At 49.6% G+C, this 18,508-nt stretch carries 19 protein-coding genes; 4 read left to right on the top strand and 15 right to left on the bottom strand.

What is annotated here, in order from left to right; translation table 11 throughout:
* Window positions 1-20 precede the first annotated feature (20 nt).
* Complete coding sequence (locus Dia5BBH33_RS01090; protein WP_143332184.1) at window positions 21-776, top strand: LytR/AlgR family response regulator transcription factor; 756 nt, start codon at window positions 21-23, stop codon at window positions 774-776.
* 138 nt (window positions 777-914) lie between these two features.
* Window positions 915-1,316: an endonuclease domain-containing protein gene (locus tag Dia5BBH33_RS01085; RefSeq protein ID WP_232518064.1), complete on the top strand. Its 402-nt coding sequence runs from the start codon at window positions 915-917 to the stop codon at window positions 1,314-1,316.
* A 482-nt stretch (window positions 1,317-1,798) separates the two neighbouring features.
* Here the strand turns inward: Dia5BBH33_RS01085 and bioA are convergent, their stop codons facing one another.
* The 12 genes from bioA to Dia5BBH33_RS01025 all read right to left on the bottom strand — a co-directional run bounded on the left by bioA (window position 1,799) and on the right by Dia5BBH33_RS01025 (window position 13,345).
* Window positions 1,799-3,154 carry an adenosylmethionine--8-amino-7-oxononanoate transaminase gene (gene bioA, locus Dia5BBH33_RS01080; protein WP_143332183.1) on the bottom strand — a complete coding sequence of 452 codons (1,356 nt, stop codon included), beginning with the start codon at window positions 3,152-3,154 and terminating at the stop codon, window positions 1,799-1,801.
* Between the two features lie 48 nt (window positions 3,155-3,202).
* Complete coding sequence (gene bioD / locus Dia5BBH33_RS01075; RefSeq protein ID WP_108850082.1) at window positions 3,203-3,877, bottom strand: dethiobiotin synthase; 675 nt, start codon at window positions 3,875-3,877, stop codon at window positions 3,203-3,205.
* Between the two features lie 24 nt (window positions 3,878-3,901).
* On the bottom strand, window positions 3,902-4,474 hold the full coding sequence (locus Dia5BBH33_RS01070) for a biotin transporter BioY (RefSeq protein ID WP_143332182.1): 573 nt from the start codon (window positions 4,472-4,474) through the stop codon (window positions 3,902-3,904).
* A 364-nt stretch (window positions 4,475-4,838) separates the two neighbouring features.
* Window positions 4,839-6,128 carry an IS110 family RNA-guided transposase gene (locus tag Dia5BBH33_RS01065; RefSeq protein ID WP_143332181.1) on the bottom strand — a complete coding sequence of 430 codons (1,290 nt, stop codon included), beginning with the start codon at window positions 6,126-6,128 and terminating at the stop codon, window positions 4,839-4,841.
* Window positions 6,129-6,648: 520 nt separating this feature from the next.
* Window positions 6,649-7,215: a GNAT family N-acetyltransferase gene (locus Dia5BBH33_RS01060; RefSeq protein WP_143332180.1), complete on the bottom strand. Its 567-nt coding sequence runs from the start codon at window positions 7,213-7,215 to the stop codon at window positions 6,649-6,651.
* A gap of 55 nt (window positions 7,216-7,270) precedes the next feature.
* On the bottom strand, window positions 7,271-7,861 hold the full coding sequence (gene yfbR / locus Dia5BBH33_RS01055; RefSeq protein ID WP_022381702.1) for a 5'-deoxynucleotidase: 591 nt from the start codon (window positions 7,859-7,861) through the stop codon (window positions 7,271-7,273).
* Entirely contained in the window at window positions 7,858-8,667 is an 810-nt protein-coding gene (thiD, locus tag Dia5BBH33_RS01050) for a bifunctional hydroxymethylpyrimidine kinase/phosphomethylpyrimidine kinase (RefSeq protein WP_022381701.1), read from the bottom strand. The genes yfbR and thiD overlap by 4 nt, the downstream gene beginning before the upstream one ends.
* 4 nt (window positions 8,668-8,671) lie before the next feature.
* Complete coding sequence (locus Dia5BBH33_RS01045) at window positions 8,672-9,145, bottom strand: SixA phosphatase family protein (protein ID WP_143332179.1); 474 nt, start codon at window positions 9,143-9,145, stop codon at window positions 8,672-8,674.
* A gap of 44 nt (window positions 9,146-9,189) precedes the next feature.
* Window positions 9,190-9,882, bottom strand: coding sequence for a hypothetical protein (locus Dia5BBH33_RS01040; protein ID WP_022381699.1), 693 nt, complete (start codon window positions 9,880-9,882; stop codon window positions 9,190-9,192).
* The gene (locus tag Dia5BBH33_RS01035) at window positions 9,872-11,383 is read right to left on the bottom strand and encodes a DUF2157 domain-containing protein (protein ID WP_143332178.1); all 1,512 of its coding nucleotides are present in this window, start codon (window positions 11,381-11,383) and stop codon (window positions 9,872-9,874) included. The genes Dia5BBH33_RS01040 and Dia5BBH33_RS01035 overlap by 11 nt, the downstream gene beginning before the upstream one ends.
* 391 nt (window positions 11,384-11,774) lie before the next feature.
* A complete protein-coding gene (locus Dia5BBH33_RS01030) occupies window positions 11,775-12,617 on the bottom strand; it encodes an IS3 family transposase (RefSeq protein WP_231939309.1) in 843 nt (280 codons plus the stop codon).
* Between the two features lie 29 nt (window positions 12,618-12,646).
* Entirely contained in the window at window positions 12,647-13,345 is a 699-nt protein-coding gene (locus tag Dia5BBH33_RS01025) for a helix-turn-helix domain-containing protein (protein ID WP_162297576.1), read from the bottom strand.
* A gap of 687 nt (window positions 13,346-14,032) precedes the next feature.
* Here Dia5BBH33_RS01025 and Dia5BBH33_RS01020 point away from each other — a divergent pair.
* On the top strand, window positions 14,033-15,610 hold the full coding sequence (locus tag Dia5BBH33_RS01020; protein ID WP_143332110.1) for an IS1182 family transposase: 1,578 nt from the start codon (window positions 14,033-14,035) through the stop codon (window positions 15,608-15,610).
* Window positions 15,611-15,759: 149 nt separating this feature from the next.
* Here Dia5BBH33_RS01020 and Dia5BBH33_RS01015 read toward each other — a convergent pair whose 3' ends face one another.
* The 3 genes from Dia5BBH33_RS01015 to Dia5BBH33_RS01005 form a co-directional block, all read right to left on the bottom strand.
* Entirely contained in the window at window positions 15,760-16,209 is a 450-nt protein-coding gene (locus Dia5BBH33_RS01015; RefSeq protein ID WP_022382086.1) for a universal stress protein, read from the bottom strand.
* 126 nt (window positions 16,210-16,335) lie between these two features.
* The gene (locus tag Dia5BBH33_RS01010) at window positions 16,336-17,409 is read right to left on the bottom strand and encodes an MBL fold metallo-hydrolase (protein WP_108850089.1); all 1,074 of its coding nucleotides are present in this window, start codon (window positions 17,407-17,409) and stop codon (window positions 16,336-16,338) included.
* Window positions 17,410-17,593: 184 nt separating this feature from the next.
* Entirely contained in the window at window positions 17,594-18,073 is a 480-nt protein-coding gene (locus Dia5BBH33_RS01005) for a hypothetical protein (RefSeq protein ID WP_022382084.1), read from the bottom strand.
* A gap of 79 nt (window positions 18,074-18,152) precedes the next feature.
* Between Dia5BBH33_RS01005 and Dia5BBH33_RS10995 the strand changes: the two genes are divergently transcribed.
* Window positions 18,153-18,329, top strand: a complete 177-nt coding sequence (locus Dia5BBH33_RS10995; RefSeq protein WP_022382083.1) for a hypothetical protein — start codon at window positions 18,153-18,155, stop codon at window positions 18,327-18,329.
* Window positions 18,330-18,508 lie beyond the last annotated feature (179 nt).

Raw genomic sequence — 18,508 nt, 5'->3', positions numbered from 1 at the left:
GAAAAAGGAGCCTTTGAACCATGCAAGACATACGCGTCCTGGTAGCCGATGACGAAATCCCTGCCAGAGGAGAACTGAAATACGAACTCGCGACCATTCCCGGCGTCCAGATCGTCGGAGAATGCAAGAACGGAAAAGAAGTCCTCGACTTCCTGAACGTCCACCCGAACGTAGACATCCTCTTCCTTGACATCGAAATGCCCTTCATGAACGGCCTCGAATGCGCCAAGGAAATCCAGAGAAGAGACTATCCCGTCAAAATCGTCTTCGCCACAGGCTACAGCCAGTTCGCCGTCCAGGCCTTCGATCTCGAAGCCTTCGACTACATCCTGAAACCCTACGATGAAAAACGCATCCAGAGAACCATCAAAAGATACGCAGACAGCCTCGAACTCCGCGAAAACCACCGCTCCCCGGGAGAAATCATCAACACCTCCCAGCGCATCTCCCTTCAGACCAAGGACAAGACAGTCATGATCTCCCCCGCACAGGAAATCATCATCATCTCCACAGAAAAATCCGACCGCTCCCTCTTCTACACCACCAGCGGCATCATAGAATCCAAGATGGCCCTAAGAGACGCCGAACAGCTCCTCGCGCCCCACGGCTTCTTCCGCACCCACAAAGGCTACATCGTAAACCTTGCCATGATCCAGGAACTAGAAAGCCAGGACAACGGCACCCTCCTCCTCACCATGAACTACTTCCCCAAGGAAAAAGTTCCGGTATCCAGACACTACATCAAAGACTTCAAAAACACGCTGCATATATCTTAAAAAAATACAGAAAAGGAAACCCCTCCGGCCGAAAGCCGGAGGGGTTTTTGGATTAGGAAATGTATTGCTTCTGACACGCCTTTTCTTGTATAAATAAGAAAGAATATTCACGGAAATTTGGCAGGAAAGGAGCTTCTCATGAAAGAACACATGCCGCTAAGCAATCAAATGAAAGACCGTTCGAGAGCACTTAGAAACAACATGACAAGGCAGGAGTCCAAGCTGTGGTATGAATTCCTGAAATTCTATCGTCCACACTTCAGAAGGCAATACATAATCGGGCAATTTATCGCTGACTTCTACTGTCCAAAAGCGAAACTCATCATCGAACTCGACGGATCCCAGCACTACTCAGATTTCGGACTGAAATACGACCAGTGGCGCACCAAAAAACTGGAAATCCAAAACAACTGCGTCCTGCGTTATACCAATTGGGATTTGGTTAAATACTTTGACTCCGTATGCGACCAAATCGACTACATTACCATTGAACGTCTGAAAGAACTAGGCCACGAAGACCTCGTTCCGAAGGAAATATGAAAACAAGGGAAACTGCATCTCTTTTAAAAACCATAAAACCAGCCTGCGGCTGAGAAACTGCACCTCCTCAGTCGACTCCGTCGCCAGCTCCCGTGGGGAAGCCTAAAGCATGACAATCCCGATGTACCAGTTGAGCATCAAATGAGAATATCGGCAAGCGGGCCAACCGAAAGTTGCCCACACAGCGGGAGGCCGCACCGTTAGACGACGAAAACTGAAGTTCCACGCGGCAAGGCCGCGGTTGTATGGTTTTGAAGGGAACATCCTCTCAAAATATGGGAATACCGGCAAGCGGACTAGCCAAAAGCTGCCTCCACGGAGGAAGTGGCGCCGTTAGGCGACGAAAGAGGTGAAGTTTCCCCGCGGCCTTGCCGCGGTTGTACGGTTTTGTGGGAAGGATTCCCACACGAAAAGGAGGGCCTCGATGGCTCTCCTTTTCGTATTTCGTATTTCTTATTTCTTATTCCTTATTCTTCCCTATTTCATTCCCCCAGTACTGCTTCAACGGCTTCCTTGCAGAGTGCGACGCCTTTGTCGAGGTCTTCTCTGGAGATGTTGAGCGGCGGGTTGAAGTAGATGACGTCACCCATCGGACGGAGGACGAGGCCTTTGGCCATGGCTTTACGGAAGACATGCCAGCCGATTCTCTTTTCAGCCGGGAAGGCTTTCTTTGTGGCCGGGTCTTCTACGAGTTCGATGGCGTTGATGAGGCCGATGTGGCGGATTTCGCCTACGTTCTTATGATGGCCGAGGGCTTTCATGAGTTCTTCGTGGAGGTACTTGCCGTCTTCGTTGACTTTGTCCAGGATGTGATCGCGTTTCATGATTTTCAGGACTTCGAGGGCGATGGCGCAGCCCATCGGGTTGCCTGCATAGGTGTGGCTGTGGACGAAGGCTTTGTGAGTGCCGTAGTCGTCGTAGAAGGCGTCATAGACTTTGTCGGTGGTGACGGTGATGGACATCGGCATGTAGCCTGCAGTGAGGCCTTTGGATGTACAGAGGATGTCCGGGCTGACGCCTGCGTGTTCGATGGCAAAGAGTTTGCCTGTGCGGCCAAATCCGGCTGCGATTTCGTCGTCGATGAGGAGCACGCCGTACTTGTCACAGAGTGCACGGAGTTTTGTCAGGTAGGCCGGCGGGTACATTCTCATGCCGGCAGCGCCCTGGAGGACTGGCTCTACGATGCAGGCTGCGGTTTCCTTGCCGAATTTCTCGAAGGCTTCTTCTGCGCTTTCGAAGCATTCGATATTACATGTCTCTCTTGCCTTGCCGTACGGGCAGCGGTAGCAGTCAAGGCCTTTGAAATGGATATTGTCCATGAGGAGCGGATGGAAAATGCCTGCGTAGTCGTCTATGGAGCCGACGGAAAGGGCGCCGATGGTTTCACCGTGGTAGGAGGAATCCAGGCACATGAATTTCTGTCTTTCCGGATGGCCGGTCTGGTTGTGGTACTGGTATGCCATCTTCATCGCCGCTTCGACAGCAGAGGAACCATTGTCGTGATAGGTGAATTTTGTGAGTCCCCTCGGCAGGAGCTCAGCAAGTTCGCGGGAGAGCTCGATGGCCGGCTTGTGGGAGAAGTTCGTGAAGATGACGTGTTCGAGTGTGTTGATCTGACGCTTCAGCGCTTCGTTGATTTCCGGATTGCAGTGGCCGAGGAGGTTGCACCACCAGGAGGAAATGATGTCGAGGTAAGGCTTGCCTTCGGTGTCATAGAGGTAGACGCCCTTGGCATGGTCGATGACGACCGGAGGAAATACTTCGTTGTCTTTCATCTGCATGGCGGGATGCCAGATATATTTTTTGTCTTCTGCCTGCCAGTCAATTTTTTCAGTCATTGGATTCTCCTTTTCCTTTTCATAAGCGGTGTACGGCCGCCGGAATATTTACGCTTCGTCGAAGCAGTCTGCCAGTACTTTCGGATCGCAGGTGAGGATCTCGTCCCCTCTCTTGACCTTGGCAATGACAGGAACGCCGGACATTTCTTCAATCATCTTGATATTGTCCTCTTCCATCACGCCGCCCTTCCAGTTATTGAGGATGACGCCCTTCACCGGGATGCCGCGCGCTCTGGTGTATTCGATCGTCGTGACGACATGGTTGATCGTGCCAAGGCCGGCGTCTGCAATGACGAGGACCGGAAGCTTCAGCATCCTGATGATGTCTGTCAGGTCGATCTTTGCTTTTTCATCGCGGCGGATCGGGCATGCAATGCCGCCGGATCCTTCCATGACGACGTAGGGAAATTTCTCCGTCACGCGTTTCCATGCTTTCTCGACGACAGGAAGCTCGACCGGATTTCCTTCCATCTGTGCTGCCAGATGCGGAGAAACGGCATGCTGGTAGAGATAGGAAAGAATCATGTCCTCCGGTTCATTGATGTCCGCGAACTTGTTGACGAAGCCCGCATCCGACGCAGCGACCGTGGGTGCTCCGCTGATGGCCGCCTTGTAGTAGCCTGCGTCATAGCCCGACTTTCTCAGCGTCTTGACGATCAGCGCCGTCACATACGTCTTGCCGATATCCGTGTCCGTTCCTGTAATGAAAAGTCCTTTGCTCATTTCATGCTCCTTCTTTCGTTGAAATTACCGGATGAAATCCCCGGCTGCTCTTTCGAGACGCCTTGCCATGACAGCCGCCAGAAGGCAGAGACAAATGTCCCCCGGCACCGCCAGAATGAAGCAATACAGCACGACCGGCCAGATGCCGATCGGTGTTCCAAGGTAGAAATTATTGATGATATAGACATACACCATGCCGAAAAGATAGACGACCAGAAGCCCGGAAAGGTTTGCCAGAAGAATCTGTCCAAACGATTTCCCGCCCGTGATCTCGCGGATCCTGCCCGTCACCCAGGCGCCCGCGATGAATCCGATGAGGTAGCCGAACGTTGGCTGGAAGATGTAAGAAAGACCGCCTCCTTCCGTGAAGACCGGCACGCCTGAAAGGCCCAGAAGGACGTACAGCCCGACGGAAAGCGCGCCTCTCCTGCTCCCCAGGATCAGCCCTGCCAGCGTCGTGAAGAGAAGCTGCAGCGTGAAGGGACAAACCGGAACCGGTATGCGGATGAATGCGCCGATTGCCGTCAGCGCCGTGAACAGGCCGAAGAGCACGATTTCCTTCGTCCTGCCCTGTTCTGCTGTCATGTTCTTTACCATCCTGCCTCCAATTGTTCTTCGTCTAAAATAAATCGGTTAACAACATCTTTATGATATAACAACTGTATTCCCGTTTCAACGTTTACAATTCATTTTTAGCAATAGAAAATTGGGCTGTGACAAAATCCGTTAAAACTCTGCTTTCCCTTTTCTCGAGCGAAGCGAGGTTTGAGGGTGTTAACCTTGCTCCGAAAGGAGAAGTCCTGCTACCAAAAAGCAAGTGCCAATTTCATTTTTTTTGCAACTTTTTTCTAAATCTGGCGTTTTTCCCTTCTTCTACTTAATTTTGGCAGCACAAAGAGGCCGATCTTTCCCTCGGTTTTTTCGCGCTTTTCTTTAGTTAAATCTTGCTAATTCATTGAGCTTAGGCGGTGACTTTAGTTTTAGCTCTGGTTTTGGATCTGGTTTTAGTTTTGGCTCTTTCTGCAAGTGCCATATTATCGTATAACTCTTTTATTCGTGCATATATTATCCGTAAGAATTTGTTTAAAGCTGCAATCTTTGCTACTTTTGGTGGCTTTCCCTCTGCTTCTTTCCTGAGCATATAATCATAAACATCAGGATTTTTCCTGACCTTTTCCCATGTTCTCTTCTGAGCCCTTAAAGCCATCATTATTTCGTAACCAGTGTCACGAAATACTTTCGAGCCTTTCTTTGTTATATGCCTATGCGTACTACTGAAATCTCCGGATTCATCGGGAGGTGAATCTATCCCGGCATATGCGACCAGTGCCTTTGAGTTTTTGAATCGCCGGATATCTCCTGCGGAGCCGAAGAATCTTGCTGCTAATGGATCTCCAACGCCTGGCATTTCTCTAACAATCTGGTATTCAGGAAGTTTCTTGGCCTCTTCAATCATTTGTGTTACTATGGTGACAAGAGTCCTGTTGACTCCGCTCAGCTTGTCGACGATACATTGGAGAATGGTTTTAACCGTTGGATTTGCTGGGTAATAAGGGATACAGCTTTTGGCGATCGCGTAAATCTTAGCGGCTTTACCTTCGACTGGGCGGTATCCCTTTTTCTTTGCCCAAGCAGTGAAAACTTCGGTAAATTCAGCCTCTGTCATATTTACGATCTCATCACGATGCCAAAATTTCTCCACAAAATCCAGCATAAAGTCTTTCTTAGTGGACAGATTGAGAGAATGAAGCTCTTTATCCATTCCCGGCATAGCACAGTCAATATAATGCTGCAGTTCCTGAAGGATTATCTGACGATGTTTTTTCGCGTTCATATAGGTTCTGTTTAGCAGATCCAGGTTAAAATAGGTGTCTTTGGGAATCTGCCATTCCACCAGCTTATCCCAATAACTAATTCCGTAACTGGCAATGGTGCGGGAGTCCTTCTTATCCGTTTTGCCGCCTCTAAAATCTATATTAGCGAACTGCTTCATCTCATATGCATTGACGATAGAGATAAAAAGTCCTCTTTCTTTAAGGTGAAGAGCAATCGGATATTGGTAAATACTGGTCGATTCCATAATGACTCTAACCTCTCCATTAAGCCTCTTGAGCGTATCTGCAAGAAAATCGAGCTCCTCAGTCGAATGCCAGACAAGAAACGGCCGCATAATGACTTTCCCGTCCTGGTCCATAATACATACGGTACTCCTGTTCTTTGACACATCAACACCGACACTGATACGAGTCATACTAATTCAACCTCCTTTAAAAAATATTTAGCAGTCAGTTGAATCTTTGTAGCCAGCCACACTTATTACCTATCCCAACCTAGTTTGTTACACGTATGCCTCTCTATGAAAGGGACAACCTGCTTACTCGGGCGCATACAACAAGGGGTTGGCTGTCGCACTTCTCTGCGGTGGCAGTAAAAAGCATCTGCACCAAGGTGGGCTTTCGACAGACCAACTGCTTCCCTTATCATACGAAAAAATAAGTGCAGTAGATAGGAGCGACCTATCTGACTACACTTATATGGTACTAGGTGGCAGCGTAACTGACGAATACAGTAGTTCCCACGCAGTAAAGCTGCGGTTGTATGGTTTTCCTCAAGGCGCAGCGAGGTTTTTAGGTTTTCAGATAACACAAATATATAAATGTGTTGGATAATCTTCTAATGGAATCTCCCCACGCAAAAGGGGCTGTGGCGAAATGATTGCACATTTTGTCACAGCCCCATCTTATATAAGTTAAGTCTTATTTCACTTCTTCTTATTTCACTTCATTCCATGGATAAAATTTTCCCGGCGCGCCTTCCTTGTCTCCGATGGTCTTTTCCATCCAGATGAGATCGACCCAGCGGCCCGTTTTGAAACCGCACTTCCTGAAATGTGCCGTCTCATGAAATCCGAGGTGCTCATGGAAATCGCGGCTTCCATTGTCCAGGAAATCATCGGGCTCACCCGACGGGCACGCAATGGCGGAATACAGGTTGATGACTCCCATCTTCCTAAGTTTCTCTTCGAGCGCTTCATAAAGCATGCGCCCTGCGCCTCTTCCCTTTTCGTTCCTGTCCATGTAAATCGAAAGCTCCACATTCCAGTCGCTGGCGCTTCTTCCTATGAAAGTCCCGGCGTAGGCATAGCCGATGATCCTGCCTTCATCGCAGGCGGCAAGGTAAGGATACTTTTCCTTCGTGTGCTGTATGCGGCGTCTGAATTCTTCCGCATCGGGCGGTACGTACTCGAAGGTGATTCCCGTCTCTTCCACATACGGACGATAGATGGCAGAGAGCGCCTCTGCGTCTTCTTCCGTCACTTCTCTGATCGTTATATTCATATATCCTCCAAAAAGTAAAAGCCGCCATGGCAAGACTGCCGCCAGCGGCTCTTTTCTATTTTATATGCAGGTTCATTTCATCAAGCGTCTCCGAGAAGCTGCCTGCGAAATGATCGAGGAACCAGTCGACTTCCTTCAGATGGAGTGCTTTCAGCTTCTCTCCCGTCGATTCGAAAGCTTCGTGGAACTCGCTGTTCCCGCTCTGGATTTCCTCAGCGCACTTGAGGTAGGCGCTCATCGTATCCGCCGCCTTGGCAAGCGGCCAGGACGGATCCTTTTCCATATCTGCCACATACGGGCGGTAGGATTCGCGCAGCTCAGGCGGAAGCGTCTTTAAAAGCTTTTCCCTTGCCTCATCTTCGATTTCCTGGTACCTCTCCCGAAGGTCTTCGGTGAAGTACTTGACCGGCGTCGGCATGTCTCCCGTGAAGACTTCGCTTGCATCATGGTAGAGCGCAAGAGCCGCGCACCGCTCCGGATCAGCTTCCTCGTGGAAAATGTCCCTTCTGATGACAGCCAGCGCATGAGCGATCATGACCGTCTGCAGCGTATGCTCGGCATCGTTTTCAGGGATGGAATTCCGCATCAGCCCCCAGCGCGCGATGTACTTCAGGCGCGCCATGAAGGCGAAGAAAGGATAATTCATTCCATATCCCCCCACTTGTCCTCGTAGAACCAGAAATGATGGACAGGGCCGTTTCCATGACCGACAGAATCGGCAGCGCCTCTCTTGATGGCTCCGGAAATGTATTTCTTCGCGCCGGTGACAGCGTCTGCTATCGAAAGGCCCCTTGCCAGCATGACGGCCAGAGCCGAGGACAGCGTGCAGCCTGTGCCGTGCGTATTGTCCGTCTCAATTCGTTCGCCTTTATAGACATGGAAATCACTGCCGTCATAGAGGATATCCATCGCATCTTCCACGCGGTGGCCGCCCTTCACGAGGACTGCCTGGCAGCCCAGAAGGGAGAGCTTCTTTGCCGCAGCGCGCATATCGTCAGCCGAATGGATCTCCATCCCAGAGAGCACTTCCGCTTCCGGAATATTCGGAGTGATCAATGTGGCAAGTGGAATGAGCTTTGTCTTATACGCTTCGATGGCATCCTTTTCAAGAAGCACGGCGCCGGTCGTAGCGACCATGACAGGATCGACGACTAAGGGTGATGCCAGATGCTTTTCGAGGTAGGATGCGACCGTCTTTGTGATGCCGGAGGTGGAAAGCATCCCCGTCTTCACGCCGTCGGGCGGAATGTCCGAATAAATGGCGTCCAGCTGCGCCTCCACCATTTCCTCAGGCGTATTCACCACCATGGTGACGCCCTGTGTATTCTGCGCCGTCAGCGCACAGATTGCGCTCATACCGTACGTACCGAGCGCCGCAAACGTCTTCAGGTCTGCCTGGATGCCTGCGCCGCCGGAAGAATCCGAGCCTGCAATCGTCAAAAGTTTCTTCATCGTATCAGTCCTCTTTCTTCAGCTGCTTCAGCCCCGGGGTGATGTAGCCGATGAATTTTCCCTGTTTCCATTTCACGTCATAATCGATGATGGCAATCCCTGCCAGGTCGAACTTGATAGCCGCACTGCAGGAGGAAAGAAGGTATGCCTGCAGGAACGGATGATGACTGACGAGCGCAATCGGAGAGCCGTCCTGGATGATGTGGTTGGCGACCATCTGCCAGCTGCTCTGCAGGAGCTCGTCTGCCGTATGGATTTCCTCGGCAAAGCACTCCTCGGCCAGGATCCCCGCCGTCTGGCGCGTCCTGTAATAAGGGCTCGTGTAAATGCGGATCGGATTTTCCTTCAGGAAATGGGCCAGCATCCGCGCGGACTTTCTCACCTGACGCATGCCTTTTGGCGTCAGGGAACGGTTCTGATTAGACACTTCTTCCGTCTGGGGAACTGCTTCACCGTGACGCATCAGGATAATATACATTGCTATCCGCCTCTCTCTATGAAATCGTCAAAATTGACGGGAAATTATATATTTTCAGCCGGATCGACTTCTTCCTTCGTTCCGCCTACCGAATAAGTATCCTTCTCCTTCGGGCCGCTCGCATACTTCACCGAGAGCCTCTTGCCGACCGTCAGGAAGGTCTGGTCGACCGGAGAACCATTGACAAGCGCCTGGGAGATGACGACACGGCCGTCCTTGATCTTGATCTGCGCGTAAATTTCATTCTTCATGCGTGTCTCGACCTTCTTGCCCTTCTCGTCCTTCACCTGCACGCGCTCGGAAAGCTCGACGACAGAGAGCTTCTTCAGCTGTTCAGGAGACATGTAGAGACGGCTGGCCGGGAATGCGAAGCGGACGACATCGCCGCTGTCATTGATCGATTCGACGCGGGTGATGATATAGTTGCCGCCGGGTTCCTTGTCCGTGGCACCGGAAATCGTCATGAGGCCGTCATTATCGACGACAGGCTTCAAGTAAATTTCCTCGCCCCTGTGGGCAGGAGCCGATCCTTCCCATGGCGCTTCCGTGATAGGAATCGTGATACCCAGATAATTCTTGTTATAGAAATCCCCCTTGAACTGGATCTGCGCGGGGACCTTGTATTCTGCGCCCGTTGTCATGACACTTCTGTAATCGCCCCTCATGAAAATGAGCGTGACCACTTCGATGACGACGACAATCGCCAGAAGGATGAGTGAAAGTCTCTTATTTATCATGGCTCTCATCCTCCTTTCCTTCCTGTTCTGCAAGCGGAGCGGAAGGCCTTGCCTTTACCTTCTTCTTTCTCTTCTTCTTGCCCGGAAGATAGAGAATGTAGCAGATGAAGGCGGAAAGAAGACCAGCCGCGATGAAGAACGCACCGCGCTCGCCATACGACAGAGCCGAGTCAATGACACGGATCGCACCGCCGCCGCAGAGGAGGAGGAAACCCGACCACTGCTGCGCAGGCCTGTCCATCTGATAGCCCCTTAAAATAACGCCGATGGCAAGGACGCCCGTATAGACCGAAACGATCATAGGAGGGAAAGCCCCTGCCGGATCAAAGATCGCCGCAATCGCCGCGAGACCCATGATAAATGGCGTCAGCCCTGCCAGGATAGAAAGCCATTCAGCCTTCGTTCCCATGCGGAAAAGAAGAATCGCATCAATGACAAGGAAGAAAATGAAAACAGCCCAAAGGAAGAAGCTGCCTGAAATATTCTGCCATACAGCGCCGTACGCGCCTTCCAGAAGTACCGCGAAGACTGCAACGCCGCCGAAGAAACGCATTGCCTGTGCGCCGATGCCGTATGCCCTGAACTCGCCGCCTGCCATCCATGTAAGCGCTGCTGCCAGCGAAAAGAAAAGCGTCTGCCAGAGCATATTTCCTGCCGACCAGAAAATGAGGAGAAGAATCCCCACAGCCCAGCCCCAGGAGAAAAGAACGAGTGCCTTGTCGCGCCTCTCATACAGCATACGCGCCATGAGAAGCAGCGCGATCATCATGAAAATCCAGGAAACGATCTCCGGCCATCCGCGCTCCGGCGCCGTGTAGAAAATCCCGACCGAGCACGCCATGTAAAGAATACCAAGCCCCTCCGAAGACGTCACGATGCACATCAGAAGGAGCAGCAGCGCACAGAGCGCAAGCCCCGAATACATATCCGAAGAAAGCTGGAATGAATCCGAAACCATCCAGAAAGCGCCAAGAAGGCAGAACCCATGAAGCGTAGCCGCCGCCTCCCGGATAAAAGCAGGCACGCGATGATGCCACGTCTTTGCCGGCACCGTCCGCGTTCCTGAGGCGATCTTTGCCATCAGGCCCGCTTTCTTTCCGATCTTGTCCACACTCTCGAAAGCATCCGAATCCGACACACCGCCGAACCCGAGGATTTCATCCGAAAGAAAAGTCCCGCGGTAATCCGGCTCCGTCACATCAGGATCCGGAATCTTCTTATCCACAAGAACCACAGCCAGCATCAGAAGAAAAGAAACAAGAAGCGGTCCCATTGCAAGAAGGAAACGCTGATCCTGCGTCAGCCCGTTCCAAAGCCCGGCCCCCAGAAAGAAAAGCCCGCCAAGGATACAGACAGCCGCCAGGAAGAAAAACGCCTCCCGGTAAGGATAAGGCCCCGCGTGCTTGTACCGCGCCGAAAGCTCCTTCCCCTCTTCATCCGTGATGACCCCGTCATCCACCCACTGATTGATTTCCTGTTTCAACCACTGGCGATTCGTCATATATATCACTCCTGTCTATCAATGCAAGCAGGAAAACCCGCAAAGCGGGCGGCAAGAGCCAGAATCCTACGATACCAGAGACTCCGTTTTCCCTGAAGACACACTTCCGGAGTCTACCTTTATTCTATACAAGATAAGAAGAAAAATCTATTTACTTTTTTAGGTAAACCTTTTCCAGAGAGAAATAAAGACGGAAAAATGACGAGGGTAACGTTCCGACTAAAAAGTGTTCATTGCTCCCTTTTACGAGCGAAGCGAGGTTTACTTGTTTTCCTCAAGGCGTCAGCCTTGGTTTAAGGGTGTTAACCTTGCTTCGAAGGAGAAGGTGGTGCGGATTTGTTAATACAGACAAATAAATATCATAAAAAATCTAATCGTAACTTAATCTTAATCATGCAGCCATTGGAGCTGCGTTGAATACTTCCATTGGGGCTAAAAGATGTAATTTGCGCTGAATGCGTTTGTTGTTGTAGAAGTAGATGTAGCCGTTGATCATGCTTACCACTGCTTTGCGGCTGGTGAATTTACGTGTGTAGTAACGTTCGCGCTTCAGCATTCCCCAGAACCCTTCCATCAGACCGTTGTCTGCACAGCAGCCTACGCGGGACATGCTGTGAACCAGTCCTGCTTTTTCAACGATCTTATGGAATCCGTTGCTTGTATACTGGAATCCACGGTCAGTATGAATCATTGGATGTGCTCCTGGATTCTCTTTAAGTGCCTTTTCCATTGTCTCAAAAGCCAGTGCAGTATTGTTTCTGTCGCCGATGACATAAGAGACAATCCGACGGTCATGGCCATCAATAATGGCGCTTAAATATAACTTATGCAAAACTCCATCAGCCGTTGTGTATTTGAATTCGGTGACATCCGTCATCCATCTTGCATTGGATACGCCTGCATCGAAATCACGGTTCAGCAGGTTTTCAAAAATGTACTTTGGATCCTTTGCGTTACGAGTGCAGCCATCAGTCTTGTATTTGATCACGGACTTAATATTAAGTATCCGCCTGACACGAAGAACCAGACTGTCACTTACCATAAGGTGGCTCTCGCTATACTTCTTGATCCAATCGTTCATCCGGCGGTATCCCATATCCGGATATTCCTGATGGATTTTCACGACCTCCTGTGCGACCTTTTCTCTCAGCAGTTCACGGCCGCTCTTAATATGATTCAGCCAGCCGTAATAAGCTGCCCTGGAGACCTTTGAGAGTCGGCAGAGACTTTCTATGGAGATGTTGGTTTCTTCATGGACTTCTTTTATGGCTTTAAAATCTCTGAGAAGGTGAGTAAGGCTGAATCCTTCGAGGAACGCAACCTTTCCTCTATCTCCATCTTTTTTTTTAGCAGGGCAATCTCTGCTATAAGATCCTTCTTCTCTTCAAGAAGTCTGGCATTCTCCTGACGCAGCCGTTCTTCTTCGGTCCGGGGCGTTTGGAGCCTGATTGGCTTTCCTCTGTAATCCTCAAGACCAACTTCTCCCATCTCCTTGAACTTTTTTACCCATGTGTAGAGTGTTTGGTAGGACATGTTGTACTTCTTGGCTATCTTGTTGTAATCGCATCCACTGGCGATGCACTCCTGAACGATTCTGACTCGCTCTTCCTTGACCGATTGCTGGCGTTTGCCCATAAGATCTCCTCCTTCAGAAACGAGGTCTGTCAACTTATGCTCATTATACGCCTCAATCCATGTTTTAAGGGAGAGAGTGCCGGAAATTCTGTATTTGGCACAGACGGAAAGCATGGAAACGCCGCCTTTAAGATATTCCTTTACGGCCTGGATCTTCATCTGATTGGAGTAGTAAGACAAATGCTGCCTGGGCCGCAATCCCTTAAAGCCCTCCTCTTTATACCGGAGAACCCATTTTCTGAATGTTATGCGGCTCATATGAAGATTTTCAGCTGCCTGGGTAATCGTAACACCCTGATAGAGATATGAAGCAATCTGGTCTAACATTTCCTCCGGGGACGCTTTGGTTTTACATGGCATAAGAATGACCTCCTAATATATTTATGATATTATTCTGTCTTTCTTGTTGAATCATACCAAGGTACCGGCGCAGCCGGGGAATACAGTAGTTCTCGCAGCAATGCTGCGGTTGTATGGTTTTCTCTCCGACACCGCAGCGCCGGTAAAAGACCAAGGTACGCTTTCCCATCAATAATCTTTTTCTAAAAAACACCACACAACCTCGCTGTGCTCGATGAAACCTTTTCATATTTTAAGAACCAATGAATAATCAACCCTATCCACCAGCCTTCTTAGAAACTGCACCCCTTTCGCCCTTCGGGCACTTCCCTCCGTTGGGGGCAGCTTGCGATGTGAAAAGAAAGAGCTCAAATCAAATTTGTCTTGAACTTATATAGGTTCCCCTTCCCCGTCTGGGAAGATCAACACCACTTCCTTGCTTCGCAAACGGAAAACAATCAAAACAGGAAAGCTGTCCCCGTTAGGGGAAAGTGGCGCGCATGCGCCGAAAGGGGTTCATTGCGCCCTTCTCGAGCGAAGCGAGGTTGTCCGGTTTTAAATGCCCCCCATCCCCTCATTAAAAAAGGGGATGTGACAAAATTCATCCCAACAAAAAAGGCTCTGCCCCGGATCATTTGGTCCGGGGCAGAGCCTTTCGTGTTATAATTTTTTACAATGAAAAATAACAACACTAGCAATCATTTTACCGCAGAACAAGGCATTTTGCCAATGTTTCCCTCTGAGATTCTCAATGTCGATGATCCTGTTTTAATGTATGACAGATTTATGGAGGAAATCGATCTTAAAAAGTACCTTCGTTACATACCGACGCGTGGCGCTGGCAGACCCAGGTATAATCCCGTCAACATGCTGAAAACGATCATCTATGGTTTCGCAGAAGAAGGATATTGCTCTTTTAGAAAACTTGAAGATAATTGCAGGGTTAATATCAGATATATGTACCTGATGAATTATGAAGCCCCATCCTATCGGACATTCTGTCATTTCGTGAAGGGCTTTCTTAAGTATTCTCTCAAGGATATCTTTTATTCAATTACGAAAGAACTCTGCGGCAAACTCAACGTGGATTTGCAGCATATATATATTGACGGTTCCAAGTTTGAAGCGAACGCAAATAAATACAGCTGGGTATGGAAGAAATCCGCTGAAAAATCCCGCTACAAGCATTTTGCCAAGATTACCAGCCTTTTTGAGTTACTCAATGATGATCTTAAGTATGACCATATGAGTGTAAACATCAATACAGAATACGCTCCGGACTATCTGCGTCTGGTATTGGATAAATTAAAAGAAATCTGGCAGATTGATGAGACGGCCTTTGTTCATGGAAGCGGGCATCGCAAGTCCGATCATCAACGCAAGTATGAGCAGCTTAAGGCATATACATCAAAACTTGAAGAATATGTTGAGAAGATACAGATATGCGGTACTTCCAGAAACAGTTATTCGAAGACCGATACGGATGCAACATTCATGCGAATCAAGTCGGACTACATGGGAAATGATCAGCTTCTGCCTGCATACAATGTCCAAATAGGTGTTGCCGATGAATTTATTGCCGTAATTGATGTTAACCAGTATCGTTCAGATATGGATTGCTTCGTACCGCTGATGGAGGAATTCCACGAAGTCTATGGGGCTTATCCTAAGTATCCTGTGGCAGATGCAGGATATGGATCTTTCAACAATTACATCTATTGCGAGCAGCACGGTATGGAAAAGTATATGAAATTCCCCATGTACAAGAAAGAAACGAAAGACAAGAAATACCATACCAATCCGTTTCGGCCAATAAACTTTAGAGTTGATGAGAATGGAACCATCCGTTGTCCAAATGACAGGGCTTTCAAATTTATCTATAGACATCTGGTCAGAGGGAACTTATACGGCAGGCAGGAGGAAGTATTTGAATGCGAAGACTGCCAAGGATGCCCGCTGGCAGAGCAATGTAAAAAGACCCCGAAGAACAAAAGAATCTCATTGAGCAGAGAACGGAATAACATGTACCAGGAGGTTCAGGATAATCTGGAAAGCATCCATGGAGCCCTGCTAAGAATGAACCGGTCAATCCAGGCTGAAGGAACTTTTGGAATCATGAAACATGACAGATGGTACAAAAGAATCGTCAGAAAAGGGATAGATTCTGTAAAAGCCGAGTTATACCTGGTAGCACTTGGCTATAATTTAAGGAAATACATCACAAAAATAATGCGTATAAGGATTGCCGCCTAAGACAATATAATTAAAAGTCTTATGGGGGTAAGGGGGCTTACGCGCATTTTTACGTAAAAGGCTTACAGCAGAGCTAAAAATGATGAAATAAAGACGCAAAAAAGAGGCTGCAACAAAATGATTAACCATTTTGTCACAGCCCCTTTTGCTTATTTCACAATAAGTACGGGGCATTTGGAGCGGCTGACCATGTAGCTGGATACCGATCCCATGAAGATGCCTTTCAGCGGTCCGAGGCCGCGGCTTCCCATGACGACGAGGTCGATGCCGTTGTCTTCGGCCATGTTCAGGAGAACAGGTCCCGGGGACCCGACTTCATAGAGTTCTTCGACCGGGATATCCTTCGGAATCATGGACTTGGCTTCCGCAATATCCTTCTGACACTGGCTTTCTCTGTCTTCCAGGAGCTTTGTCGTGAGGCAGCCTTCTGCGATGGATACCTGATCAAAATTGCTCATGGCAGAAACCATATTGCAAACCGAAGCGATGTATATTTTCGTACCATCACCGGCGGCCGCGAGGTCCGATGCTTGCTGCACGGCTTTCTTCGCATGGTCGGAGCCGTCATACGGCACCAGGATTTTCTTGTACTTTAACATAAAATCTCCGCCTTTCTCTTCAGAAATGGATGCGGAATGCCCTTGGGCTTTCCTCTTTCAATTTATTATACCATGAATCGGATTTCATCGTTAATAGAGTTTTTAAACAGTTTCTTAGAAAAAGGCTCAAAAAATGAATGTGTCCGCGTCCGCTTCTTCTTTCGGATTGTGGAAAGGCACGACGATGGAGAAATAGTTGCTTTCCTTGAAATCCTGCATTTCCCTTCTCGTCAGGTGGTTCGGCCAGAGAGTGAATTTCGCGCGGCCTTCAGAGAGGTACTCGCCTGCCCTTCCGTAGCCGTGGACGGAACCCGTGAGAAGGATGCCCATATCCGGATTCTCATCAGCCAGATGCCTGCTGTAGGACTTGGCCAGCTGCGCATCAGTCAGAAGGTAAATGCCGCCTTCTTCCACATGCTCCTCATCCCATGCCTTGAAAACGGAATACGGCATATCCAGGACAGCATCCCTTGCGAAATATTTCCTGTGTGCGAGGTTCAGCCATTCATCGTAAAGCTTTGGAGACATGTAGACCGGATGCGCATCACCCAGCCTCTGGTGGATGAGGACAGCAATCGAAAGCCCCCTGCCATAATGCGGCACCGGCAGCAGCAGAGGATGATTGTCCTTCACCATTTCCTCTACCGTCTTCATCACTTCTTCGCGCATTTCACTTCCGCGGTCCTCGCGGCTGTACGCAGCATCGACCACAGCCAGATCCGCCTTCATCCCGCGGACCTCATCACAGCGGTAAAAAGGATCCCCCTCGCGGTAATCTCCCGAGAAGAAAAGCTTCTTCCCCTCGATCTCGATCAGGAACCACACCGCGCCCGCGCAGTGCCCCGTCCTGCCCCAGATCACACGGAAATCCGTCGAAAGCTCCAGCTCTGGAGCCGTCGAATCCAGAATCATCGTATTCAAAGGCTTGTGATGGATCTGACGGTACGTCTGATTCGACATCAGCACCTGTCCCGTGAATCCATTTTCCTCCAGGAAATGAATCGCACCCGTATGATCCCTGTGAGAATGCGTCACGAAAAGATAATCCGCGCTGCGGATCTGCTCCAGCGTCAAATCCGGCACCCGGTCCATGCCATCCGTAGAAGTTCCCGCGTCCACCAGGAAAGCATGCCGCTCCCCCTGGACATAGAAGCAGTTCCGGCCCTGATCGCCGACACCGCCAGCAATATAAAAGCGCATATGTTCCTCCGGCTCTGAAACGGCCCGTCCCAACAGAGCCAGGGAAGGACCGGCGGACATCTCCGCCTGAAAGAGCAAAAAGAGACTGCATGGAAGAGCAGCCTCTTTGCTAAATTTCTGTTAACTTGTCCTTATATTATAGCCTTTTTGTCCATTCTTGTAAATCAGGAGCAAGGGCAGGAAATTACAAATTGCTTCCGCGGGTCAGGCGGTACAGGCTCATATAAATCTCCTCAGCCTCATCAGCCGGATCCTCCTGCTTGCCCATGTACGTCGAAGGATTGCCATCCGAGTCATAGACATTTTCCAGCTTGTTCAGGATACGGTAACGGATCGTAGAAGGTCCAAACTGATCAGCCCCGACAGCCGTATCATACTGCAGAATCTTGTCCACCATCTGGTAATTGCCATAATCCGGATAAGACAAAGGATCCTTATATACCTCAGCATAAAGCTTGCCGCGGATAATCGGCAGATCCCCGGCAGAAACCGGATCCCTCTCCACCGTATCCATATCCGCATACACTCTTTCATCATCACTGACATACACCACAGCAAACCGTCCCGGATCATCCAGAAGCTTCTGTGAATTGACAGGCTTAGCCGCCATAGCCACACAAGGAATCGCCAAAGCCAGCATAGCCGCAGCCAGAATCTTTTTCATAAAATACCTCCTTGATGAATACACGTATATAGAACTATTATAACTGCTTTGGAAAAATGGTGCAAAAGGAGATAGGGAAATGGGAAATGAGGAAAACCGGACAACCGAGCTGGCGCTCGGGGAAATGCAACTCATCCGCCCGACATCAGAATTTAAGGTCGGGCACCTTCCCTTCCAGGGCAAGGTCAAGAGCGAAACCATAAAACCTCGCTTCGCTCGAAGGAAATGCAGCTTCAGGGCCGTAGGCCGGTTTTAACCTTGCTCCGAAAGGAGAAGGTGGCGCCGGAGGCGTCAGATACAGCAGTTCCTCAAGGCGTCAGCCTTGGTTGTTCGGTTTTCACTCCGCTGCCGCAGCGCCGCTAACACTTGCCTTCCCAGACGGGGAAGGTGCCCGGAGGGCGGATAGGGTTGATTACCTCGAGCGAAGCGAGGTTG

The sequence above is a fragment of the Dialister hominis genome, assembly GCF_007164725.1.
Classification (GTDB): Bacteria; Bacillota; Negativicutes; order Veillonellales; family Dialisteraceae; genus Dialister; species Dialister hominis.
Note: the sequence above shows the minus strand (reverse complement) of the source record. Positions and strands in the feature narration are given on the sequence as shown.